This window comes from Streptomyces sp. NPDC028314 (genome assembly GCF_055565795.1).
Window position 1 is genome coordinate 149401 of the sequence record NZ_JBVHTP010000014.1, and the last position, 23012, is coordinate 172412.

At 71.2% G+C, this 23012-nt stretch carries 20 protein-coding genes, 1 tRNA gene and 1 pseudogene; 10 read left to right on the forward strand and 12 right to left on the reverse strand.

Annotated features, from left to right (window positions below; genetic code table 11):
* Nucleotides 1-122 precede the first annotated feature (122 nt).
* Complete coding sequence (locus tag ACZ4TG_RS29275) at nt 123-1115, forward strand: zinc-binding dehydrogenase (protein WP_468168315.1); 993 nt, start codon at nt 123-125, stop codon at nt 1113-1115.
* Between the two features lie 25 nt (nt 1116-1140).
* Here ACZ4TG_RS29275 and ACZ4TG_RS29280 read toward each other — a convergent pair whose 3' ends face one another.
* The gene (locus ACZ4TG_RS29280) at nt 1141-1617 is read right to left on the reverse strand and encodes a GNAT family N-acetyltransferase (RefSeq protein ID WP_468168047.1); all 477 of its coding nucleotides are present in this window, start codon (nt 1615-1617) and stop codon (nt 1141-1143) included.
* A 63-nt stretch (nt 1618-1680) separates the two neighbouring features.
* Nucleotides 1681-2598: an aminoglycoside phosphotransferase family protein gene (locus ACZ4TG_RS29285; protein ID WP_468168050.1), complete on the reverse strand. Its 918-nt coding sequence runs from the start codon at nt 2596-2598 to the stop codon at nt 1681-1683.
* Nucleotides 2599-2744: 146 nt separating this feature from the next.
* Between ACZ4TG_RS29285 and ACZ4TG_RS29290 the strand changes: the two genes are divergently transcribed.
* A complete protein-coding gene (locus ACZ4TG_RS29290; protein WP_468168053.1) occupies nt 2745-4124 on the forward strand; it encodes an NAD(P)/FAD-dependent oxidoreductase in 1380 nt (459 codons plus the stop codon).
* 96 nt (nt 4125-4220) lie between these two features.
* Here the strand turns inward: ACZ4TG_RS29290 and ACZ4TG_RS29295 are convergent.
* Nucleotides 4221-4296 (reverse strand) — tRNA-Thr (locus ACZ4TG_RS29295).
* Nucleotides 4297-4496: 200 nt separating this feature from the next.
* Between ACZ4TG_RS29295 and ACZ4TG_RS29300 the strand changes: the two genes are divergently transcribed.
* From ACZ4TG_RS29300 to ACZ4TG_RS29310, 3 genes are all read left to right on the forward strand, one after another.
* Complete coding sequence (locus ACZ4TG_RS29300) at nt 4497-5585, forward strand: ABC transporter ATP-binding protein (protein WP_468168056.1); 1089 nt, start codon at nt 4497-4499, stop codon at nt 5583-5585.
* A 262-nt stretch (nt 5586-5847) separates the two neighbouring features.
* Complete coding sequence (locus tag ACZ4TG_RS29305) at nt 5848-6261, forward strand: hypothetical protein (protein ID WP_468168059.1); 414 nt, start codon at nt 5848-5850, stop codon at nt 6259-6261.
* 52 nt (nt 6262-6313) lie between these two features.
* Nucleotides 6314-7084: a nucleotidyltransferase family protein gene (locus tag ACZ4TG_RS29310; protein ID WP_468168062.1), complete on the forward strand. Its 771-nt coding sequence runs from the start codon at nt 6314-6316 to the stop codon at nt 7082-7084.
* Between the two features lie 145 nt (nt 7085-7229).
* Here ACZ4TG_RS29310 and ACZ4TG_RS29315 read toward each other — a convergent pair whose 3' ends face one another.
* The 6 genes from ACZ4TG_RS29315 to ACZ4TG_RS29340 form a co-directional block, all read right to left on the reverse strand.
* Nucleotides 7230-8783 (reverse strand): DoxX family protein, encoded by a 1554-nt coding sequence (locus tag ACZ4TG_RS29315; protein WP_468168065.1) that lies wholly within the window; start codon nt 8781-8783, stop codon nt 7230-7232.
* A 151-nt stretch (nt 8784-8934) separates the two neighbouring features.
* Entirely contained in the window at nt 8935-9906 is a 972-nt protein-coding gene (gene rlmB, locus ACZ4TG_RS29320; protein ID WP_468168068.1) for a 23S rRNA (guanosine(2251)-2'-O)-methyltransferase RlmB, read from the reverse strand.
* Nucleotides 9907-10001: 95 nt separating this feature from the next.
* A complete protein-coding gene (gene cysS / locus ACZ4TG_RS29325) occupies nt 10002-11402 on the reverse strand; it encodes a cysteine--tRNA ligase (protein WP_468168071.1) in 1401 nt (466 codons plus the stop codon).
* 91 nt (nt 11403-11493) lie between these two features.
* Nucleotides 11494-12000 (reverse strand): 2-C-methyl-D-erythritol 2,4-cyclodiphosphate synthase, encoded by a 507-nt coding sequence (ispF, locus tag ACZ4TG_RS29330; RefSeq protein WP_468168073.1) that lies wholly within the window; start codon nt 11998-12000, stop codon nt 11494-11496.
* Nucleotides 11990-12736, reverse strand: coding sequence for a 2-C-methyl-D-erythritol 4-phosphate cytidylyltransferase (ispD, locus tag ACZ4TG_RS29335; RefSeq protein ID WP_468168076.1), 747 nt, complete (start codon nt 12734-12736; stop codon nt 11990-11992). The genes ispF and ispD overlap by 11 nt, the downstream gene beginning before the upstream one ends.
* Before the next feature lie 265 nt (nt 12737-13001).
* Nucleotides 13002-13484, reverse strand: coding sequence for a CarD family transcriptional regulator (locus tag ACZ4TG_RS29340; RefSeq protein WP_003953493.1), 483 nt, complete (start codon nt 13482-13484; stop codon nt 13002-13004).
* 660 nt (nt 13485-14144) lie between these two features.
* On the opposite strand from ACZ4TG_RS29340, the gene ACZ4TG_RS29345 reads away from it, so the two are divergent.
* On the forward strand, nt 14145-14822 hold the full coding sequence (locus tag ACZ4TG_RS29345) for a DUF461 domain-containing protein (protein ID WP_468168079.1): 678 nt from the start codon (nt 14145-14147) through the stop codon (nt 14820-14822).
* A gap of 155 nt (nt 14823-14977) precedes the next feature.
* Here ACZ4TG_RS29345 and phoP read toward each other — a convergent pair whose 3' ends face one another.
* Entirely contained in the window at nt 14978-15649 is a 672-nt protein-coding gene (phoP, locus tag ACZ4TG_RS29350; RefSeq protein WP_465270294.1) for a two-component system response regulator PhoP, read from the reverse strand.
* A gap of 5 nt (nt 15650-15654) precedes the next feature.
* Complete coding sequence (phoR, locus tag ACZ4TG_RS29355) at nt 15655-16893, reverse strand: two-component system sensor histidine kinase PhoR (RefSeq protein ID WP_468168081.1); 1239 nt, start codon at nt 16891-16893, stop codon at nt 15655-15657.
* A gap of 233 nt (nt 16894-17126) precedes the next feature.
* Here phoR and phoU point away from each other — a divergent pair, with 233 nt between their 5' ends.
* The 4 genes and pseudogenes from phoU to ACZ4TG_RS29375 all read left to right on the forward strand — a co-directional run.
* A complete protein-coding gene (phoU, locus tag ACZ4TG_RS29360) occupies nt 17127-17804 on the forward strand; it encodes a phosphate signaling complex protein PhoU (RefSeq protein ID WP_468168084.1) in 678 nt (225 codons plus the stop codon).
* Nucleotides 17805-17958: 154 nt separating this feature from the next.
* A complete protein-coding gene (locus ACZ4TG_RS29365) occupies nt 17959-18108 on the forward strand; it encodes a hypothetical protein (RefSeq protein WP_468168087.1) in 150 nt (49 codons plus the stop codon).
* A gap of 1364 nt (nt 18109-19472) precedes the next feature.
* Nucleotides 19473-19922: a hypothetical protein gene (locus ACZ4TG_RS29370; protein WP_468168089.1), complete on the forward strand. Its 450-nt coding sequence runs from the start codon at nt 19473-19475 to the stop codon at nt 19920-19922.
* Between the two features lie 1088 nt (nt 19923-21010).
* A pseudogene (locus tag ACZ4TG_RS29375) lies at nt 21011-21991 on the forward strand (tyrosine-type recombinase/integrase); the annotation flags it as partial.
* Between the two features lie 78 nt (nt 21992-22069).
* Here the strand turns inward: ACZ4TG_RS29375 and ACZ4TG_RS29380 are convergent.
* A complete protein-coding gene (locus tag ACZ4TG_RS29380; protein WP_468168092.1) occupies nt 22070-22831 on the reverse strand; it encodes a phosphoglyceromutase in 762 nt (253 codons plus the stop codon).
* Nucleotides 22832-23012: the final 181 nt, after the last annotated feature.

Here is a 23012-nt window from a genome sequence, read left to right on the forward strand (position 1 = left end):
GACAAAGCCCCCGCACCCGCGTCCCCCGAAACCCGGAGGCCCGGCTCCCCTGAATCCCTTGACCTCAAGCCCGCTTGAGGTCGGAGGCTGGCCGCATGGACACCGACACCACGGCCCGCGCCATGCACGCGATCCGCCTGCACTCCTTCGGCCCCGCCGGGAACCTTTCGTACGAGCGCACGCCCGCCCCCGTCCCGGCCCCCGGCCAGGTCCGGATCGCCGTCGCGGCCGCCGGGGTCCACCTCCTCGACACCACCCTCCGGCAAGGAATCCAGGGCCCCGCCCCCGCCCTCCCCGAACTCCCCACCACCCCCGGCCGCGAGGTCGCCGGCACCGTCGACGCCCTCGGCCCCCGCACCGACCCCGGCTGGCTCGGCCGCCGGGTGGTCGTCCACCTCGGCTTCCACCCCGGCGGCTACGCCGAGTACGCCGTGGCCGACGCCGACCGGCTCCACCCGGTCCCGCCCGGCCTCGACCCCGCACAGGCCGTCGCCATGATCGGCACCGGCCGCACCACCCTCGGGATCCTCCAGTTCGCCGACCTCGGCCCGCACTCCGTGGCCCTCGTCCCCGCCGCCGCGGGCGGCATCGGCACCCTGCTCGTCCAGTACGCGAAGAACGCCGGCGCCACCGTCATCGCGCTCGCCGGCGGGCCCGCGAAGACCGCCCTGGCCGCCGCCAACGGCGCCGACCTCGCCCTGGACTACACCGACCCCGCCTGGCCGGACGCCGTACGCGCGCACCACCCCGACGGAGCCACCCTCCTCTTCGACTCCGTCGGAGGCCCCACCGCCCGCGCCGCCCTCGGCCTGCTCGCCCCCGGCGCCCGGCACCTCGTCTTCGGCTGGTCCGGCGGCCCGCTCACCCTGACCGAAGCCGAACGCGCCGACCTCGCCGCCCGCCGCATCACCACCCGGAACGTCCTCGGCCCCGCCATGCTCCAGCGCGTCGGCGCCCCCGACCCGATCCGCGTCCTGGAGACCCGCGCCCTCGCCGAAGCCGCCGCCGGCCGCCTGCGCCCCGCCGTCCAGCGCTACCCCCTCAGCGAGGCCGCGGCCGCCCACCACGCCCTCGAATCCCGCGCCACCACGGGCAAGGTCGTCCTCGAACCCTGACCGCCGACGGCGCCCCGCCCGGGGGCTACCGCGCCCCGGCCAGCGCGCCCAACGCCCCGTCCGTCAGCCGGTACACCGACCACTCGTCCTGCGGCCGCGCCCCCAGAGCCTCGTAGAACGCGATCGTCGGCGCGTTCCAGTTCAGCACCGACCACTCCAGCCGCTCGTACCCCCGCTCCACGCAGATCCGCGCGAGCTCCGCCAGCAGGGCCTTGCCGTACCCGCCGCCGCGCACGCCGGGGCGTACGTACAGGTCCTCCAGGTAGATCCCGTGCACCCCGCGCCACGTCGAGAAGCTGAGGAACCACACCGAGAAGCCGACGACCTCCCCCTCGTCCGACTCCGCGACGTGCGCGAACGCCGCCGGCCGCGCCCCGAACAGCGCCTCCCGCAGCTGCTCCTCGGTGGCCCGGGCCTCGTGCGGCACCTTCTCGTACTCGGCCAGCTCACGGATCATGGCCCGGATGACGGGGACGTCGGCGACTTCAGCGTTACGGATCATGCGGGCACCCTAAGGCCGGCTCCCCGACCGGCCCCGACCGGCCCCGACCGGCCCCGACCGGTCCTACGACCAGCCCTGCGACCGGCCCCCGGCCCGGCCCCCCAGCAGCAGCTCGCCGATCACCAGCTGCTCCTCCTGCAACGGCTCCCCGTCCTCCACGTCCCACAGGCAGTTCTGCAGCACCCGCCCCAGCGTCCACGCCCGCGCCCGCTCCCGGTCCAGCCCCATGACCTCCGTCATCAGGTCGAAGCGCCACCACACCGCGTCCACCGCGAAGTTGTTCCCGATCGCCGGCAGCAGATCGAACCCCGGGTCCCCCGCCAGCGGCTTCGGATCGATCGCCAGCCACGGCTCCCGGTCACCCGCGAGCACGTTGTCGTAGTGCAGGTCCCAGTGCAGCAGCCGGTCCCCCGGCTCCCCCGCGACCTCCGCCACCGCCGCCGCGCAGTCCCGCAGCACCCGCCGCTCCCGCTCGTCCGCCAACCGCCCGAGCGCCCCCGGCACTTCCGTCAGCATCGCGGCCGCCATGTCCCCCAGCCCGCGCAGCCCCGCCGGAGCGGCCACCGACGTCAGCCGCGCCAGCAGCCGGGCGACCACCCGCACCGCCTGCCGCCCGTCGCGCGCCGCGAGCACCGACAGGTGCCGCCCCGCGTCCAGCCGCTCCAGCAGCATCGTCCCCGTCGCCGCGTCGTGCTCCAGCAGCCGTACGCAGCCCTCCCCGCGCCACGCGCGCAGCGCGGCCGGCTCCCCCGCGCTCTCCTCGTCCAGCAGCTGGAGTTTGAGCGCGGCCGCCGATCCGTCCGCCCGTTCCACCGGCAGCACCAGTGCGGTCATCCCGTGCATCCCCGGCCCGGCCCGTCTCAGCTCCCACCGCGCCAGGAACTCCGCCACCCGCCCCGGCAGCGCCGCGATGAACTCCCGCCCCGCCTCGCCGTTGAACCTGAGCTGCGCCTGGACCAACCCGTCCGGAATCTCTGTCACCCTCCGGAGGCTACGACCGAACGCCCCCGCCCCAGCCTGGGAACCCGACCATCCCTCCGCATCAGCCAAAAGGCCTCGGATCCCGCGCCGAAACCCGGCACCACGCACCTGGACACCCCTCCGGAACGAGGTGTACCAACTCCCCCATGACGATCAACGGCGGAATCTCCTTCTGGTTCGCGACCGACACCACCGCCAGCCAGCCACCCCGCGCACCCCTCACCGCCGACGCCACGGCCGACGTCGTCATCGTCGGCGGCGGCTACACCGGCCTGTGGACCGCGTACTACCTCAAGGCCTCCGCACCCGACCTCCGCGTGACCGTCCTGGAGCAGAAGTTCTGCGGCTACGGCGCCTCCGGCCGCAACGGCGGCTGGCTCTACAACGGCATCGCCGGCCGCGACCGCTACGCCGCGCTCCACGGCCAGGACGCCGCGCGCCGCCTCCAGCACGCCATGAACGACACCGTCACCGAGGTCATCGACACCGCCGCCAGGGAGGGCATCGACGCGGACGTCCACCGCGGCGGCGTCCTCGAAGTCGCCCGCACCCCCGCCCAGCTCACCCGCCTCAAGGCCTTCCACGCCGCCGAACTCGCCTTCGGCGAGAAGGACCGCGAGCTGTACGACGCCACCGACACCCGCGCCCGCATCGACATCGCCGACGCCGTCGGCTCCAGCTGGTCCCCGCACGGCGCCCGCATCCACCCCCTGAAGCTGGCCCGGGGGCTGGCCGCCGCCTGCGAACGCCTGGGCGTGACCATCCACGAGTCCACCCCGGTCACCGAGATCGCCCCGCGCCGGGCCATCACCCCCTACGGCACCGTCCGCGCCCCGTACGTACTGCGCTGCACGGAGGGCTTCACGGCAGCCCTCAAGGGCCAGAAGCGGTCCTGGCTCCCGATGAACTCCTCGATGATCGCGACGGCCCCGCTGCCGGCCGAGGTCTGGGAAAGCCTGTCCTGGTCCGGCCGGGAGGTGCTGGGCGACATGGCCCACGCCTACATGTACGCCCAGCGCACGGCCGACGACCGCATCGCGATCGGCGGCCGGGGCGTCCCGTACCGCTTCGGCTCCCGCACGGACAACGACGGACGCACCCAGCCCGCGACCATCACCGCCCTCACCGCCCTGCTGACCTCCTTCTTCCCCCAGCTCACGGGTACGGAGATCACCCACGCGTGGTCGGGCGTGCTGGGCGTCCCGCGCGACTGGTGCGCCACCGTCACCCTGGACCGCACCACCGGCACGGGCTGGGCGGGCGGCTACGTCGGCTCGGGCGTGGCCACCGCCAACCTCGCCGCCCGCACCCTGCGCGACCTGGTCCTGGGGGAGTCCACGGAGCTGACCGCCCTCCCCTGGGTCGACCACCGCGTCCGCCGCTGGGAGCCGGAGCCGTTCCGCTGGCTCGGCGTGCAGGCCCTGTACGCCGCCTACCGCGAGGCGGACCGGCGCGAAACGGCCACCCACACCCCGACGACCACCCCGCTGGCCCGCCTCGCGGACCGCATCTCGGGCCGCCACTGAGCGCCCGCGCGCAAACGCCGAAGGCCCCGGACCGTGCTGGTCCGGGGCCCTCGGTTCCGTACGGATTCCCTGGGCAGACAAGCCTCTGACCTGGGATGGAGCCGCCTATCGGAATCGAACCGATGACCTGATCATTACAAGTGAACTGCTCTACCAACTGAGCTAAGGCGGCACGCGCGACACTGCGCAGCGCACAGAATCGCCTTCACTTTACACAGCCCCGCCCATGGCCCGCGAAGAACTTTCCGACCCGGCCCGGGGGCTGACAGAAGGGACCCGGCCAGGTAGCGTCGGGCGGAAGTCCGATTACTGGACTAGACCTTCCACTCGGATCGTCCGGCACGTTCCTGCCGGTAGAAGGGATTCACCACCATGGCTTCTGTCACTTTCGACAAGGCGACCCGGCTGTACCCCGGCGGCGACAAGCCCGCCGTCGACCAGCTCGAACTCCAGATCGAGGACGGCGAGTTCCTCGTCCTCGTCGGCCCCTCGGGCTGCGGCAAGTCCACCTCGCTGCGCATGCTCGCCGGCCTGGAGGACGTCAACGGCGGCGCCATCCGCATCGGCGACCGCGACGTCACGCACCTGCCGCCCAAGGACCGGGACATCGCGATGGTGTTCCAGAACTACGCGCTGTACCCGCACATGTCCGTCGCCGACAACATGGGCTTCGCCCTCAAGATCGCCGGCGAGGACAAGGCGACCATCCGCCGCAAGGTCGAGGACGCGGCGAAGATGCTGGACCTCACCCAGTACCTCGACCGCAAGCCGAAGGCGCTCTCGGGCGGCCAGCGCCAGCGCGTCGCCATGGGCCGCGCCATCGTCCGCAAGCCGCAGGTCTTCCTCATGGACGAGCCGCTGTCGAACCTCGACGCCAAGCTCCGCGTCTCGACCCGCACCCAGATCGCCGCCCTCCAGCGCGACCTGGGCATCACCACCGTCTACGTCACCCACGACCAGGTCGAGGCCATGACGATGGGCGACCGGGTCGCGGTCCTCAAGGACGGTCTGCTCCAGCAGGTCGACACCCCGCGCAACATGTACGACCGCCCCGCGAACCTCTTCGTCGCCGGCTTCATCGGCTCCCCGGCCATGAACCTGGTCGAGGTCCCGATCACCGACGGCGGCGTGAAGTTCGGCGACAGCGTCGTCCCCGTGTCCCGCGAGGCACTGTCCGCCGCGGCCGACGCGGGCGACCGCACCGTCACGGTCGGCGTGCGCCCCGAGCACTTCGACATCGGCGACACCGGCGGCCTGACCATCACCGTGAACGTCGTCGAGGAGCTCGGCGCCGACGGCTACGTCTACGGCTCCACCTCCGAGGCGGAGGGCAGGCAGGACATCGTGGTCCGCGTGAACGGCCGCCAGGTGCCCGAGAAGGGCTCGACCCTGCACGTGGTGCCGCGCCCCAGCGAGATCCACGTGTTCTCGACGTCCTCGGGCGCCCGCCTCTCCGACTGACGTCCGCACGACCGGCGATGAAGGGGCGTCCCTCCCAAGGGGCGCCCCTTCCGCGCGAGTTGCGCGCCGCCGGCGCGGGCAGGGACGGGAACACGGACCGCGGCGGCGCCGCCACCACCGCGGGCGGCCCCCTCAGGAACCCCTGCAGACCGGGCCATTCAGCCCTACCCGTCAACCCTTAATTCGAAAAGCCACGTCGAACCATCCCCCGACCGAGTGACTAAATGTCGCCAAATCTTCACCGAGCGCTACTCTCGCCCTCGTGACCCACACTGCCCGCCGTATCGGCCGTTCCCTCGCCCTGGTCCTGCCCGTCGTCCTGGTCCTGTCCGGGACCCTCGCGGTCACCATGGTCCCCTGGGCGGACACTTCCTCCTCCCAGGTCCTGACCGCGTCCGCCGAGGGCGTCTCCGTGCCCGCCAAGCCGCGCGCCGCACACGACGTGCTGCGCGACAAGCTGCTCAGCGAACTGCAGCAGGGCGAGCAGCCGGGCGACGTCCTCACGCACCTCCAGCAGGAGGTGGACCGCCGTCCGTCGCTCGCCGAGCACTGCGTGGGCATCGCGCGGGCGCTGGGCCGTGCCGCCGTCGACGCCTACGGCCCCACGAAGGCCCAGTCGTACGCCCGGCCCGTGTGCGACACCGCGTACGCCACCGGCGTCGCGTCCATGGGCTGACGTACGCCGCGTCGCCCTCCGCCGGAGCCGGGGCCTCCCTACTCTGGCCGTCATGACCGACGTTCCTCCCGTACCACCCCAATCCACCCATGACGCGGCCGCGTTCCCGGCCTCCCCCACTCAGGCAGTGGTCCTGGCGGGCGGCCAGGGTTCGCGGCTGCGCCCGTACACCGACGACCGGCCGAAGCCGATGGTCGAGATCCCCGGCACGGGGGTGCCGATCATCGGGCACCAGCTCGCCTGGCTGGCCTCCGAGGGGGTCACCGACGCCGTGGTGTCCTGCGGGCACCTCGCGGAGGTGCTCCAGGACTGGCTGGCCCGGGCACAGCTGCCGCTGCGGGTGACCACCGTGGTCGAGGAGCAGCCGCTCGGGCGCGGCGGCGGCCTCAAGTACGCCGCGCGGCACCTCCCGCACCCGGACCAGGCCTGGTACGCGACCAACGGGGACATCTGGACCCGGTTCTCGCTGCGGGAGATGGCGGCCTTCCACGCCGAGCGCGGTGCGGTCGCCACGCTCGCGCTGGCCCGGCCGCGGATTCCCTGGGGGGTGGTGGAGACGAACGAGTTCGGGCAGGTCCTGGACTTCATCGAGGCCCCGCCGTCGCCTTATCTGATCAACGCCGGCGTGTACGTCTTCGGCCCCGAATTCGCCGCCCTGCTGCCCGAGTTGGGCGACCACGAGCGCACCACCTTCCCCCACCTGGCCCGCGAGCACCGCCTCGCGGGCTTTCCGCTGCCCCAGGGGGCCTACTGGCGGGCGATCGACACCGCCAAGGACCTGACCGAGGCGGCGAAGGAGTTGGCGGCGCAGAGCGGCGCCTGAGCGCCTTCCCGGCCGGTACGCCGCTGCGCGCTCCCGGCACGCGGAAGGCCGCGGCGCGCGGAACGGCCCGGCACGCAAGGCCGCCGGCACGCCGGAGGGCCCGGCACGCTCCTCGCGCACCGGGCCCTCCGCCACTCCCAGGGGGTCAGCCGAGCAGGCCGCCCACCAGACCGGGCTTCTTCGCCGGGGCTCCGCCGCCCCCGCTGCCCCCGCTGCCGTTCCCGGTGGACGAGGACGGCGGCTGCTGCGGGCCGGACTGCCGCGGCGTGCTGGTGCGCGGGCTGCTCTGGCTGCCGGTCCCGCCCCGGCTCGCGGAGGGCGACTGCGCCCCCGTCCCGGCGGTTTCCCGGGCGGTGGAACCGGTGCTGCCGCGGCCGGACTTGGCGGCCGGCGCGGAGGCGCTGGCCGAGGGGGCCGAGGCCGGCTTCGAGGGCTGCTGCTGCGTGGGCCGCTGCGGCTGCGGCTGCTGCTTGGCGGGAGCCTGCGGCAGCGGGGTCCCGGGCAGGTAGTTGCTGGGCGCGCGGCCCGGCCCGGGGACGGTGACGACGGCGGTGGAGCGGACGGCTCCGCCGAGCAGGGAACCGATCAGCAGGGTGAGCCCGCAGACGACGGTGGCCATGACGGCGCCGCGCCGCAGGACCCGCCGCCGCAGCCGCCAGACCTCGGAGCGCGGGCCGAGCGTGCGCCAGGCCTCGCTCGCGAGCCGCCCGTCCAGGGAGTAGACCGGCGCGCCCGCGATGATCAGCGGGCTCCAGGCGGCCAGGTAGATGATGTCGGGCGCGTCGTAGGCGGGGACGGTCTTCCAGCTCACCGTCATGAGCAGTGCGGCGGACAGCAGCGCGCCGAAGCAGGCGGCGAACCGCTGCCACAGCCCGAACACCGTCAGCACGCCCACGATGACCTGGAGGAAGGCCACGCTGAGCCCGGCGCCGACGGGGTGCGCCAGCGCGAAGTCGCGCAGGGGTTCGGCGAGCGCCCAGGGGTGCAGGGTGTGCAGCCAGGTCACCATGGAGCCGCGTTCGCCGCCGTCGAAGTAGACGGGGTCGCACAGCTTGCCCATGCCGGCGTAGATGGAGATGAACCCGAGGAAGACGCGCAGCGGAAGCAGCACGACCCCGAGGTTCATCCGGCGGCCGGGGTAGTACTGGGCCTGCGCGCGGGCGTCGGCCGGGGGCCGCCGGGACTCCTGCCCCGGTCCGCCGGCCGGGCCGTCGTCGTAGCGCGGCGCGTACGGCAGGTCCCGTACGGCGGCCAGCGGGCGCGTCTCGTCCGGATCCCCGTAGCTGCGCTGGCCGATGACGGTCGGCGTGGCCAGGGTGTCCTCGGCGAGGTCGTGAGCGAGGTCCACGCGGGGGATGGTCTGGGTGGTGCCTCCGTCGAACTCGTCGGAGCCGCGCCCTGCCTCCCGTACGGCCTGGAGGAGCCCTCCCATGGCCGCCGAGTCCCCGGGGTCGGACCTGCCGCTCCAGACCACGGGGGCTCTGCGGCGGGTGGCGCCGGCGGCGGCGACCGCGGCGACGCCGAGAACGGGCGCGCGGCCGGGGGCATTCGCGGGCTTGGAACGCGCGCTCGGGCTCGGTGCGAGCCGCACGCGGAAGCTGGCGTGGTTGACGATGACCTGTGCGGGGTCGCACGGCACCTTGACCATGCTCAGCGCGGGCTGGTCGTCGAACCCTGACGTTCTGGTGTCCACACTCATCTAACCGAGTGATGGGTGTTTAGGACACTGCCTTGACATCAGGGATCTGTCCGAGACCCGTCAAGATCAAGCCACCCCGCCCAAAAGGGGCGGGGTGGCACGCTCACGTGTCACATCCGGTGAGCCAAGTGGATCAAGCCCGCCGGGCCGTTCAGAGGCGGGGAGCCTCGGCGCGGCGGCGCGCGGCCTCGTACAGCACGACGCCCGCGGCGACACCGGCGTTCAGCGACTCGGCGCCGCCCGGCATCGGGATGCGGACCAGGTAGTCGCAGTTCTCGCCGACGAGGCGGCCGAGGCCCTTGCCCTCGGAGCCGACGACGATGACGACCGGACCGGCGAGCGCTTCGAGGTCGTTCACCGTGTGGGTGCCCTCGGCGGCGAGGCCGACGATGGTGATGCCGGCCTTCTTGTAGTCCTGGAGGGCGCGGGTCAGGTTGGTGACGCGGGAGACCGGCGTACGGGCGGCGGTGCCGGCCGAGGTCTTCCAGGCGCCGGCGGTCATGCCGGCGGCGCGGCGCTCGGGGATGACCACGCCGTGGCCGCCGAAGGCGGAGACGGAGCGGACGATCGCGCCGAGGTTGCGCGGGTCGGTGACCCCGTCGAGGGCGACGATCAGCGGGTCCTCGCCGTTGTCGTAGGCGGCGGTGGTGAGGTCCTCCGGGTGCGCGTACTCGTACGGCGGGACCTGGAGCACCATGCCCTGGTGGTTGAGCCCGTTGGTCATCCGGTCGAGCTCGGGGCGCGGGGCTTCCATCAGGTTGATGTTGCCGCGCTCGGCCGCGAGCTGGAGGGCCTCGCGCACGCGCTCGTCGTTCTCGATGAACTGCTGGACGTACAGGGTGGTGGCCGGGACGCCGTCGCGCAGCGCCTCGAAGACCGGGTTGCGGCCGACGACCATCTCGCTGGTGCCCTTGGGGCCGCCGCGGCGGGGGGCCGGGCGGCGCTTGGCGGCCTGGCGGGCCATGGCGTTGCTGATGCGGTTGGCCTTGTGCTTCTTGCGGTCCTCGGCCTTGGGCGTGGGGCCCTTGCCCTCCAGGCCCTTGCGCCGCTGGCCACCGCTGCCGACCGTCGCGCCCTTCTTGTTGGACGTGCGACGGTTCCTGCGCTGGCTGTTCCCGGCCATGACCTCTACCTGTTTTCGTTTGGTGCTGCGGTATGTACGTATGAAGAGTGTGCCGCCCGGGACGCCGGGCGGCACAGCGGACTGCTCCGGGGGGCTCAGCGCGGGCCGAGCGTCCAGCGGGGTCCGGTGGGGCTGTCCTCGATGACCAGGCCGGACTGCTGGAGCTGGTCCCGGATGGCGTCGGCGGTCGCCCAGTCCTTGCGGGCGCGGGCGGACTCGCGCTGCTCCAGGACGAGGCGCACGAGGGTGTCGACGGCGCCGTGGAGGTCCTCGCCGCGGTCGGCCTCGCCGGCCCAGTGCGGGTCGAGCGGGTCCAGGCCGAGGATGCCCAGCATGGCCCGCACCTCGGACAGCCGCGCGATGGCGGCGTCCTTGTCGTCGGCGGCGAGGGCGCTGTTGCCCTGCCGGACGGCGGTGTGGACGATGGCGAGCGCCTGCGGGACGCCCAGGTCGTCGTCCATGACCTCGGCGAAGGCGAGCGGAACCTCGGCTGCGGGCTCGACGGGCCCGCCGGCCTTCTCGATGACGCGCTGGTAGAAGCCCTCGATACGGGCGAAGGCGGACTCCGCCTCGCGCAGCGACTCCTCGCTGTACTCGATCATCGAGCGGTAGTGCGGGGTGCCCAGGTAGTAGCGCAGGACGATCGGACGCCACTGCTTGACCATCTCGGAGACGAGGACCGAGTTCCCGAGGGACTTGGACATCTTCTCGCCGGACATGGTGACCCAGGCGTTGTGGACCCAGTACCGCGCGAACTCGTCGCCGAAGGCCTTGGCCTGGACGATCTCGTTCTCGTGGTGCGGGAAGATCAGGTCGAGCCCGCCGCCGTGGATGTCGAAGGCGCTGCCGAGGTACTTGTGCGCCATCGCGGAGCATTCGAGGTGCCAGCCGGGACGGCCGCGGCCCCAGGGGGTCTCCCAGTCGGGCTCGCCGGGCTTGGTGGCCTTCCACATGGCGAAGTCGCGGGGGTCGCGCTTGCCGGTGATGCCCGTCTCGTTGGGCTGGCGCAGGTCGTCGATGTCCTGGTTGGAGAGTTCGAGGTAGCCGGGGAAGGAGCGCACGTCGAAGTAGACGCTGCCGTCGGCGACGTACGCGTGGCCGCGCTCGATCAGCACGCGCATCATCTCGATCATCTCCGGCACGTGGCCGGTGGCGCGGGGCTCGTAGGTGGGCGGCAGGCAACCCAGGGCGTTGTAGCCGTCGTTGAAGGCGCGCTCGTTCTCGTAGCCGATGGACCACCACGGGCGGCCCTGGAGCTCGGCCTTCGCGATGATCTTGTCGTCGATGTCGGTGACGTTGCGGATGAACGTGACGTCGAGGCCGCGGTAGGTGAACCAGCGGCGCATGATGTCGAAGTTCAGGTACGAACGGACGTGCCCGATGTGCGGGGCGGCCTGCACCGTGGCGCCACAGAGGTAGATCGAGACACAGCCCGGCGTGATCGGGGTGAAGTCACGGATCTGCCGGGCGCTGGTGTCGTACAGGCGAATAGTCACGGCATCCAGGGTAGTGCGCGCGTAGCAGTGCCCCGCGACCCTTTGGGGACGCGGGGTGACGTTTGTTGCCGAAGACGTGACGCGGCGGGGCTCACGGGGCCGCGTTTCCGGCGTCCGCCCGGTAGACGAGGGCCGTGGCGATGGCGGCGAGGCCCTCGGCCCGGCCGGTGAGGCCCAGGCCGTCGGTGGTGGTCCCGGAGACGGCCACGGGGGCGCCCGCGGCGGCGGCGAGCGCCTTCTGTGCCTCTTCGCGCCGCTTGCCGATCTTCGGGCGTACGCCGATCACCTGGATCGCGATGTTGCCGATCTCGAAGCCCTCGGCCCGCACGATCCGGGCGGCCTCCGCCAGCAGGGTGACGCCGGCGGCGCCGGACCACTCGGGGCGGGAGGTGCCGAAGTGCGCGCCGAGGTCGCCCACCCCGGCGGCCGAGAACAGCGCGTCGCAGGCGGCGTGCGCGGCGACATCGCCGTCGGAGTGCCCGGCGAGGCCGTCCTCGCCCTCCCAGAGCAGGCCCGCGCACCACAGCTCGCGGCCGGCCTCGAAGGCGTGCACGTCGGTGCCGATGCCGACCTGCGGGATGAGCGGACTAGTAGGCATCGGTGGCCCTCCTACGGGCGAGCACGGCTTCTGCGAGGACCAGGTCGAGCGGGCGGGTGACCTTGAAGGCCTCCTCGTGGCCCGGCACCACCACGACGGTGACCCCGAGCTGTTCCACCATCCCGGCGTCGTCGGTGGCGCCCTCGCCGGCGACGGCCACCTGCTCGTGGGCCCGTACGAGGGTGGCGCGGTCGAAGCCCTGCGGGGTCTGCACGGCGCGCAGCCGGGCCCGCTCGGGCGTGGCGACCACCGGCTCGGGCTCGCCGGGCTTGCCGGGCTCGACCTCCTTGACGGTGTCGGCCAGCGGCAGGGCGGGCACCACGGCGGGGGCGCCGTCGCGTACGGCCTCCACGACCGAGTCGACGGTGTCCACGGGGACCAGCGGGCGGGCCGCGTCGTGGACGAGCACGGTGGTGACGTCGGCCGGGAGCGCCGCGAGGCCGGCGCGTACGGACTCCTGGCGGGTCTCCCCGCCGGGTACGACCAGGATCTCGGTCCGCTCGGGCAGCGCGTGCTCGTCGAGCAGGCGGCGCACCTCGGCGGCCCCGTCGGGCGGTGCGACGACCACGACGAGGGAGACCGCGCGGGAGCGGGCCATCGCGCGGACGGCGTGGACCAGCATGGGGATCCCGCCGAGGGTCCGCAGGGCCTTGGGGGCACCGGGACCGAGGCGTACCCCGCGCCCGGCGGCCGGGATCACGGCGGCGGTGCGGTGGGGACGCGATTCGTCAGACATCAGTAGCTCCGAGCCAGGTTTGTGACTTCGGCCGACATGGGTATGGCCTGAGGGGTGCCGGGTGCGACGCCCTCGCCCCTTCCGTGACGACCGGTCGAGCCGGCTGCCCGGACCCGGTACGCCAGTGAGGCGTTCACGCAGTGTGAGCAGGCGCGTGAACAGGCAGTGCGCAAAAAGGTATGGGTACAGACATGCCGCAGCGCCCGGCAACAAGTCTCCTTGTCATCGGGCACCGCGGCACAACTGTGTACGACCGTTGGTCGTGTCAGGACGCGAGAACCTCGTCAAGGAGGGCCTCGGCCTTGTCCTCGTTGGTGTTCTCGGCGAGCGCGAGCTCGCTCACCAGAATCTGGCGCGCCTTGGCGAGCATGCGCTTCTCACCCGCGGAAAGCCCGCGCTCACGCTCACGACGCCACAGGTCACGCACGACTTCGGCGACCTTGATGACATCGCCAGAAGCGAGCTTCTCCAGATTTGCCTTGTAGCGCCGGGACCAGTTCGTCGGCTCTTCTGCATACGGTGCGCGGAGCACCTCGAAGACCCGGTCCAGCCCGTCCTGGCCGACTACGTCGCGAACGCCGACGAACTCCGCATTGTCCGCAGGCACACGAACCGTCAGGTCGCCCTGGGCGACCTTGAGCACCAAGTAGGTCTTGTCCACGCCTTTGATCTGACGAGTCTCAATGGCCTCGATCAGCGCGGCCCCGTGATGGGGATAGACCACGGTGTCGCCAACCTTGAACGTCATGTGACAGGTACCCCTTCCGTGGCTATCCAGGGTAACACGAGAACGGACTGTTATGAATGGCGTTTTCGCAGGTCAGAGCACATCTCGGGGCTTGACAACAACGACACGAACGTGCTGCGAAGGGCTTGCGGAAGGGGGTATTCGCAGGTCGGAGGCGCTGTGCGGACCGGGCGAAACGACCACGTTACACCTGGCGGACGAGCCCGCAGGTGTGATGTACGTCCCGATTTGCCGGGTTCGGCGACGGAAAACCCGACTACTCCGTTCGACTGGCGGACACCCGTACGGAACGGTTCCGGCCCAATCCCGAATTGATCACGGAGGGCGGGCCGGGGGAATCCCGGAATTGATCACCGGGCGGGTCGGCAGGCGATTTGGGGAATGCAAGATCACGGGCGGATGGCGCGCGGATGACCGGCGGACGGGAAGCGGATGGCCGGCGGACGGGAAGCCGATCGCATAGGCCCTCGTGAGACCGGCACAGCGCGGGTGACGTCCTGCGGAGGGTCGGGTGCGGGGGCGGGGCGGCGGCTCGGTAACCTAAGCGCGCTGACACACCCTTAGGGCGGCTTTACCTCAACCGCCCCAGGGGGAACCTCCCAGCGCACGTGGCTGGGGGCGTCCACCCTCCGTCCGAACGTCCAAGGAGTTGCCGCCGCCGTGAGCCGCAGCCTTCGACGCGGCGCCCTCGCCGCTACCGCCGTCGTGTTCTCGATCGCTTCGCTCGCCGCATGCGGAGCGGGCAACAACGCGCAGACTCTCGAGATCAAGCCGGACAACGCCGCCGTCACCAAGGGCGACATCAAGGTCCAGAACGTTCTGGTGATCACCCAGGGCGAGAAGGACAAGAAGGGCCCGGCGTCCGTCTCGGCGACGGTCTTCAACTCCGGCACCAAGGCGCAGACCCTTGACGGCATCACCCTCGCGGGTGCCAAGAGCAAGGTCGTCCTGAAGGACGCCGCGGGCGCCACGAAGATCCTCGTGCCGGCCGGCGGCTCCGTGGTGCTGGGCGGCAAGGGCAACCCCTCCGCCGTGATCGAGTCCGGCCGCGAGGCCGTCAAGGACGGCGAGGTCCAGGAGGTCACCTTCCAGCTGAGCAGCACGGGCGACGTGGCCCTGGACGCCTTCGTGGTCCCGGCGACGGGCATGTACGCGGGCTACGGCCCGACCGTGGCCCCGGCCGCCGGTCCCGCCCCCTCCGGCTCCCCGTCCGGCTCCGCCTCCGCGGGCCCCTCCGGCTCGCCGTCGGGCTCCCCGTCCGGCAGCCCGGCCGCCGGCGCCTCGGGCACCCCGTCGGGCAGCCCGTCGGGCTCCCCCTCGCACAGCGCCGGCCACTGAGGCACGTAGCGCCGTAACGCCGTACGGAAAGGGCCCCCACCCGCAGCAGCGGGTGGGGGCCCTTTCGGTGCTCTCGGCCTCCGGCCGGCCATCGCCGGCCCGGGCCACCTCGCCGGCTTACGGCTCGAACTTGTAGCCCGGGCCACCTCGCCGGCTTACGGCTCGAACTTGTAGCCCAGGCCCCGCACCGTGACCAGGTAGCGCGGCGCGCCCGGGTCCGGCTCGATCTTGGCGCGCAGGCGCTTGACGTGGACGTCGAGGGTCTTGGTGTCGCCGACGTAGTCGGCGCCCCAGACCCGGTCGATGAGCTGCATGCGGGTCAGTACGCGGCCCGCGTTGCGCAGCAGCATCTCCAGCAGGTCGAACTCCTTGAGCGGGAGGTCCACCTTGCCGCCGGCGACGGTGACCACGTGCCGGTCCACGTCCATGCGTACCGGACCGGCCTCCAGGGCCGCCGGGGTGACCTCTTCCGGCTCGCCGCGGCGGCGCAGGACCGCGCGGATGCGGGCGACCAGCTCCCGCGAGGAGAACGGCTTGGTGACGTAGTCGTCGGCTCCTATCTCCAGCCCGACGACCTTGTCGATCTCGCTGTCCTTCGCGGTCACCATGATCACGGGGACGTTGGAGCGGCCGCGCAGCTGCCGGCACACCTCGGTGCCGGGCAGACCGGGGAGCATCAGGTCGAGGAGGACGAGGTCGGCGCCGTTGCGCTCGAACTCGTCGAGCCCGTCGGGCCCGGTCGCGGCGATGGCGACCTCGAAGCCCTCCTTGCGGAGCATGTAGGACAGGGCGTCGCTGAAGGATTCCTCATCCTCGACGACGAGCACTCGGGTCACGGAAGGACCTCCGGGGCAGGAATGGCTGTTTCTGTTTCAAGCAGGGGCTGGGTGGGTCCTGGGGCCGTCGCCGGGGCCGGCGCGGCTGCTTCGGGGAGGCGCAGGGTGAAGGTGGAACCCTGGCCCTCCGAGCTCCATACCGACACCTCCCCGCCGTGCGAAGCCGCTACGTGCTTCACGATCGCGAGGCCCAGGCCGGTTCCTCCCGTGGCGCGGGAGCGGGCGGGGTCGACGCGGTAGAAGCGCTCGAAGATGCGCTCGCGGTCCTTTTCCGGGATGCCGATGCCCTGGTCGGTCACGGCTATCTCGATCAAGTCTCCACCCGGCGCGGTGACCCGTCGCGCGGCGATGCCGACGCGGGTCCGGGCCGGGCTGTAGTTGACGGCGTTCTCCACCAGGTTCCCGAGGGCGGCCGCGAGCTGTCCGCGGTTGCCCCAGACCCGCAGGTCGGCGGTGCCGCCGGCGGCCATGGTGATCTGCTTGGAGGTCGCCGTGTGGCGGCAGCGGTCGATGGCCTCCGCGACCAGCGTGTCCACCCGTACGGGCTCGGCGTCCTCCAGCGGGTCGTCGTTCTGTACCCGGGAGAGATCGATGAGCTCCTGTACGAGGTTGATCAGCCGGGTGGACTCGATCTGCATGCGGCCCGCGAAGCGGCTGACGGCCTCGGGGTCGTCGGAGGCGTCCATGACCGCTTCGGAGAGCAGGGAGATCGCTCCGACCGGGGTCTTCAGCTCGTGCGACACGTTCGCGACGAAGTCCCGGCGTACCGCCTCGATGCGGCGGGCCTCGGTGAGGTCCTCGACCAGCAGCAGCACCAGGCGGGAGCCGAGCGGCGCCACCCGGGCGGAGACGGCGAGGGCCTCGCCGCGGCCGGTGCCGCGCCGGGGCAGGTCGAGCTCGACCTGGCGTATCTCTCCGTCCCGGCGGGTGTCGCGCGCCATGTGCAGCATCGGTTCCACGGCGAGTTTGCCGCCGCGTACCAGTCCGAGGGCGTACGCCGCCGAGCTGGCCTTGACCACCGCGTCCCCCTCGTCGAGCACGACGGCGGAGGAGCGGAGTACGGAAAGCACGGTGTCCACGCCTGGTGGGAGCACCGCATTGATGTCGGGGCGCATGGAGCTCCTCGTGGGGCGGGCTTGGTCGCGCTCGCTCCAGCGGAACGCCAGCATCGCGATCACACCGGTGCAAAGACCGGCGATCGCTGCAGCTGCGGCGACCGCCGCGTTCACGTCCATGGATCCAGGTTAAGCAGGCGCAACGACACTTCCACAGCCGTTCGGGTGGCAGCTCGAACAGTCGTCGCCCAGAGTTCACCCTGGCGACGGGGCTGATTCACTTGTGGTGCCGGAGTCGGACGCGTTTGCGGCCCACCGTGTAAACGTGAGGCAAGGAGCCACGCAGCAGTAGGGCAGTAGTAGTACGAGCCCGCGGCAACAGCAGGCGAGCAGTCAAGAGAGGGACCACCACCATGCGCGACGCGTACCACGAGGAACTGGACTCGATCGGAGAAAGCCTGGTCGAGATGGCCCGGCTCGTCGGTTCCGCGATCGGGCGGGCCACGACCTCCATGCTCGACGCCGACCTGAAGCTGGCCGAGAGCGTGATCGCCGCCGACCAGAAGGTCGACGACCTCCAGCACGACCTAGAGGCCCGCGCGATCGCACTGCTGGCCCGCCAGCAGCCGGTCGCCACCGACCTGCGCATCGTCGTCACCTCGCTGCGGATGAGCGCCGACCTGGAGCGCTCCGGCGACCTGGCGCAGCACGTCGCGAAGCTGGCGCGGCTGCGCTTCCCGGACCGGGCCGTGCCGCACGACCTGCACGCCACGATCCTGGAGATGGGTCAGCTGGCGCAGCGGCTGATGGCGAAGGCCGCCGAGGTGATCATCACGAAGGACGTCGACCTGGCGCTCCAGCTGGAGCAGGACGACGACGAGATGGACCAGCTGCACCGCACGCTGTTCCAGCACCTGATGGACGACCGCTGGAAGCACGGCATCGAGACGGCCGTCGACGTGACTCTGCTGGGCCGCTACTACGAGCGCTTCGCGGACCACGCCGTGTCGGTCGCCAAGCGCGTCGTCTACCTGGTGACGGGCGAGCACGCGGACGAGCTCCAGCAGCCGACGCAGGTCGAGGGCGTCTGATCCGTGGCCTGAGCCGTGGCCTGAGCCGTGCCGGGGGCGCCTTGGGGTTCTGCCCCAATGCGCCGTTGACGCGCCGGTGCGGCTGGGCATGAATGAGGGCGAAGGCACAACGACGTACGACGACCCGTGCGCACGCCGCCTGCGAGGAGGATCCATGTCCGATTCCCCCGTCCCCATCACCCCGGAGCACGAGCAGCAGCCACCCCGGGAGCCGCTGCGCCTACCGCTGCTCGCGGCCTGCGGCTGCGGCTCGGGCTGCGGCTGCGGCTGCCAGTCCGGCGCCCCCTGCCAGTGCGGCGGCTGACCCCGCCCGCCCGGACCCACGTACGCGAAGGGCCTCCGCTCCGCCGGCCGGGGCCCTTCGCGCGCCCGCGTCCGCAACGAGAAACCCCCCGCCCGCGGAGACCGCGGGCGGGGGGCTCGTTCGTGCGTGGGGCTACTTCTTGCCCTGGTTCTGGCGGGCCCGTCTTCCGCCCCTGCTCACGGACTTGGGCACCGTCGCTGACCTGCACCCGAGCGGTCATCGTTGGTCGTTGCCCTTCGACGTTGGTCACCCTCGGAGGGCCCAGAGTGGGCCCAGGATTCGCGCCAGATTGGCCTTCATGCGGGCCTCCCCGACGCTATCGCCACTCCGCCGAACCCGTCAGGGACTTGCCCGAGTCCGCTTGTCGCTTGTCTTGTCGCTTGTCGCTTGTCGTCCTTGTATTCGCAGCTCAGCTGCTTGCATGCCGGTCCCTCGGGCGTCTTTCCCCTTGAGGCGACAAGCGACAAGCGACAAGAGAGGGACGGGAAGAACCGCCCTCCGGCGGCGACCCATCGGCGCCCAGGCCGGCGCGACTCCGGGAACGTGGCGGCTACCGGGTTCGCACTGGCCAAATCGACGGCAGCTCAGCGGCCAACGGGAGTATCTGGAGGAGCGGGGCGCGATCCCGGCTGCGGTGGAGACCCTGGAACGTGCGTGGGAGCTCTACGAGGCTCGGCAGAGGGGTGACATACAGGCTGCGGGAAGTTGCCGCCGAACCTGGGCGCCTACTAGTAGGGCTTGGTCAGGTTGGGGCTGGTGTGGGTATGCCGCGGTGGCAGGTGGGGCATACGCCGGTCCATGTCGCGAGGAGGGTCTGTAGCTCGCGGACGATGCGGTAAAGGCTCAGGCTGGCGTGGTGTCTCGATGCTCGATCACCCGATCTCAGCCGACGCTCTCGCGGAGATGGAGCGATGCGATCGCCCTGGGACCGTCGACGATCTCGTCGCGATCGCCTACGTGCTCAACACGACCCCCGCGGTGCTGCTATCGCACATCCCTATCGACATGCCGCAACCCGAAGGGCCTTTCGCCACGGGGCTCCCGAGTGACGTCGACCCAACCGAGCTCCGTGCCTGGATCGAGAGGAAGACCACGCTCGTACGCAAAGCTGAGTGAACTCGGCGACCTGGCAGTCCAAGAACCAGATGCCCCGCCCGTGCAGCGTCTGCAGTGGCGCATCCAGGACGGCGAGCTGGCGCTCAATCAGTCCGAGGTCGCGCTAGCGCTGACTGAGCATCGGCTCGACAACCTCCGAGAAGGCACCTGACAGAGGGTCCCGGTCAGCCAAAGTCACCTATCCATAGGTTATTTTGACTGGCCTTCTGTCTTAAACCGACTTCCATAACGAACGAAGGGAGAACGCCATGAGCATCACCAGGACTGCACGTAGGACGCGGGCCAAGATCGCCGTATCCATCGCGGCCCTGGCCTCGGGCTCACTCATACTCACGGCCTGCAGCGGAAGCAGCGACGGCGCCAGCAAGCTCGACGGTACCTACTACATCAAGGACGTCAACGGCACGTCCAAACTCGGCCAGCTGGTCGTCAAGGGCAACAGTGTCTCGCATCATGAGTACACCTGCGATGGTGTCAACGAGAAGCCGGGTGTGACCAGCACCGGCGAGTTCAACAAGGATCAGTCCCAGATCATCTGGACGGTCGCCGGAGACGACACCCGCAACAAGCGGACCGGCAGCGAGTCCATCTCAACCAGCGAAACCTCGATCAGCATCAGCGGTAGCGCGTACGTGCGTGACAACTCGGATGCTGGCAAGGCTCTGCTGGACGGCTACAAGACCAAGTGCGGGAAGTAGCGTCGACGTCCCGCTGGCCGGCGAAGCAGCGCAGAACCCCGTGGGCATCGCGTACACGGGGTTCTGTCCTTCCTCGTCTGGTCAAGCCTCTACGCCTGCTCCTGAAGCTGCTGCGCCCGGTACTCCTCGATGGTCTCCGGCGGCCGGCCGTACTTCGGGGCATGCTGCTCGACGAAGTCGAGCTAGAGCCGTCGGCGCCACGGGAGACATGCAGCTCTTAGCCGGGGGCCACCTGCCGTCCTGGAGAGTTGAGGGAGGACAGTGTCCGCAGCGTCCGCTGGACACTCTCGCTCGTTTCTGACCTGCACGAATCGTGCGGACGCTACGAGAATTGGCTAGCGTCCGGCAGTGTCCGCAGCGTCCGCAGCACCCACCCGGCTAAGAGCATCAGCGCAGGTCAAAGCTGTCTCTAGCGAAAGGCCCTGCGGACGCTATGCCCCCACTCGGCGCGGCCGGGAGACGAAGAGGCCACCGGCGCGGCCGGGTGGCCTCTTCCATACGGCGGCCGGCGGGCGACGGCAGGGAGACCAAAACGGTCAGAGACATCGGACGCGGTTACTGGTTACCGGTTACCGGTAACCGGCCGAAGACACCGCCCTTCCCCACCCTGAACAGCGCGAACCGGCGTTCGCGGGGCCTGTAACCGGTAACCGGTGACCGCCCCACGGCGCCTCGCAAGGAGGCTCGGCGTCACGGGCGTCACGGCAGCCGTGACGCCAGAGTCACGCAGGTCCAGGGCACCGAGGCCAGCCGGGCCGTCACGTGCAACGAGGCGTGACGCGGGGGCGTCACACTCATGGCGTCCCGCCAGTCGCCCACACAGCCATGCCCCACTGAGCGGCGAGCGCGAGCGCAGCGAGCTGCCAGGGGTCGGCGGCCGAAGGCCGCTCCTTCCCCTGCTAGGCCTAGCACCAGGCACTGCTAGCTCTAGCAGTGCCGCTAGCACCTCAGACCGCCCGTGACCTGCTGTCTAGCGTCTAGCGGCACCACGGAGAGGACCCCCAGACGCGGACCATTCTGGGGGTTCACGGGCGGGCGAGGAGTACTAGCAGCACGTTGCCGCGATGATCAGAAACGCGGCCCGGTGGGAGTTCGCGGAGAAGTGGCTGGCGAGCCAGAGCGGCGACCCGAACACCCGAGCGTCAATGACGTCTCAGCTCAAGCTGCACGCCTTCCCGCGCATCGGGGACCGGCCGCTGGGCTCCTTCCAGCCGAGCCACATCCGCGAGTTCGTGACGCAGCTCGAAGCCTCCGGGATGTCCGGCTCGTACGCCCGCGTCATCTTCTCCAACGTGCGCGCCGTCCTCAGCGCCGCCGTCGAGGACGGCTGCCTACCCCGGAACCCCTGCAACTCGCGCACGGTGGCGCTCCCGGAGATGGGCGCGCGCCGTGTGGTCCCCTGGCAGCCGGAACGGGTCTTCGCCGTGCGGGGCGCCCTGGTCGAGCGGTTCCAGCCCATGGTGGACGTGGGCGTCGGCTGCGGGCTGCGGCAGGGCGAGATCTTGGGGCTGTCCGTGGAGGAACTCGACTTCGCCAACGGGACGCTTCACGTCGTCCAGCAGCTCAAGCAGAGCCTGAGTGTGCCCGTGTTCGCCCCGCCGAAGGGCGGCAAGCTGCGGGACGTGCCGCTGCCCGACCCCGTAGCGGACGCGCTCAAGGCGCACATGAAGCTCTTCCCACCCGTGGAGATCACGCTGCCCTGGATGCGCGCCGGCGGCCAGCCCGTCACGAAGCGCCTCATCTTCACCGGTCCGCAGGGCGGGCACCTGTGGCGCACGTCGGTGAACGAGGACCACTGGAAGCCCGCGCTCGCCAAGGTCGGCGTCATCCCCGCGGCTAAGAGCCGTGAGCACGCCGCCGCGCGGGAGCACGGCATGCACGCGCTGAGGCACTTCTATGCGTCCGTGCTGCTGGACGTCGGAGAGAGCATCAAGGCCGTCAGCGAGTACCTGGGGCACTCGGATCCGGGGCTCACCCTGAAGGTCTACGCCCACCTCATGCCGAGCAGCCGGGACCGTGCTCGGGAGGCTCTCGGCAGGGCTCTGAGGCCGGACGGTCCTCCACGCTGAGGGCCCACAGTGGGCCCGGGGCAAACGAATGCCCCCGATCTGCGCTGTGTGCGCAGGTCAGGGGCATGATCGCTTTTCTTACTTCTTCTTGCCCTGGTTCTTGACGGCTTCGATCGCGGCCGCGGCGGCGGCCGGGTCGAGGTAGGTGCCGCCCGGGTTGAGGGGCTTGAAGTCGGCGTCGAGCTCGTAGGAGAGCGGGATGCCGGTCGGGATGTTGAGGCCCGCGATGTCGGCGTCGGAGATGCCGTCGAGGTGCTTCACCAGGGCGCGCAGCGAGTTGCCGTGCGCGGCGACCAGGACGGTGCGGCCGGACAGCAGGTCCGGGACGATGGCGTCGTACCAGTACGGCAGCATGCGGACGACGACGTCCTTGAGGCACTCCGTGCGGGGGCGCAGCTCCGGCGGGATCGTCGCGTAGCGCGGGTCGGCGGACTGCGAGAACTCCGAGCCGTCCTCGAGCGCCGGCGGCGGGGTGTCGTACGAGCGGCGCCACAGCATGAACTGCTCCTCGCCGAACTCGGCGAGGGTCTGGGCCTTGTCCTTGCCCTGGAGGGCGCCGTAGTGGCGCTCGTTCAGGCGCCAGGAGCGGTGGACGGGGATCCAGTGACGGTCGGCTGCCTCCAGCGCCAGCTGCGCGGTGCGGATCGCGCGCTTCTGGAGCGAGGTGTGCACGACGTCGGGGAGCAGGCCGGCGTCCGTGAGCAGCTCACCGCCGCGGACCGCCTCCTTCTCGCCCTTCTCGTTGAGATTGACGTCCACCCAGCCGGTGAACAGGTTCTTCGCGTTCCACTCGCTCTCGCCGTGGCGGAGGAGGATCAGCTTGTACGGTGCGTCGGCCATGCGTACGAGCCTAATGGACGTCCAGGGGCGCTCGCGCGCGGCGTCCAGGGGGCGCCGAGGGCCCTTCGTACCGGCCCCGAGGCCCCCTCGATTGACGCTCCGCGTCAATTGACTGGCGGGGCACGACGGGCCCTCGTAGGGTGCGGGGAGCTGAAGAGACGCTTACATCGCCTGGGGGAAT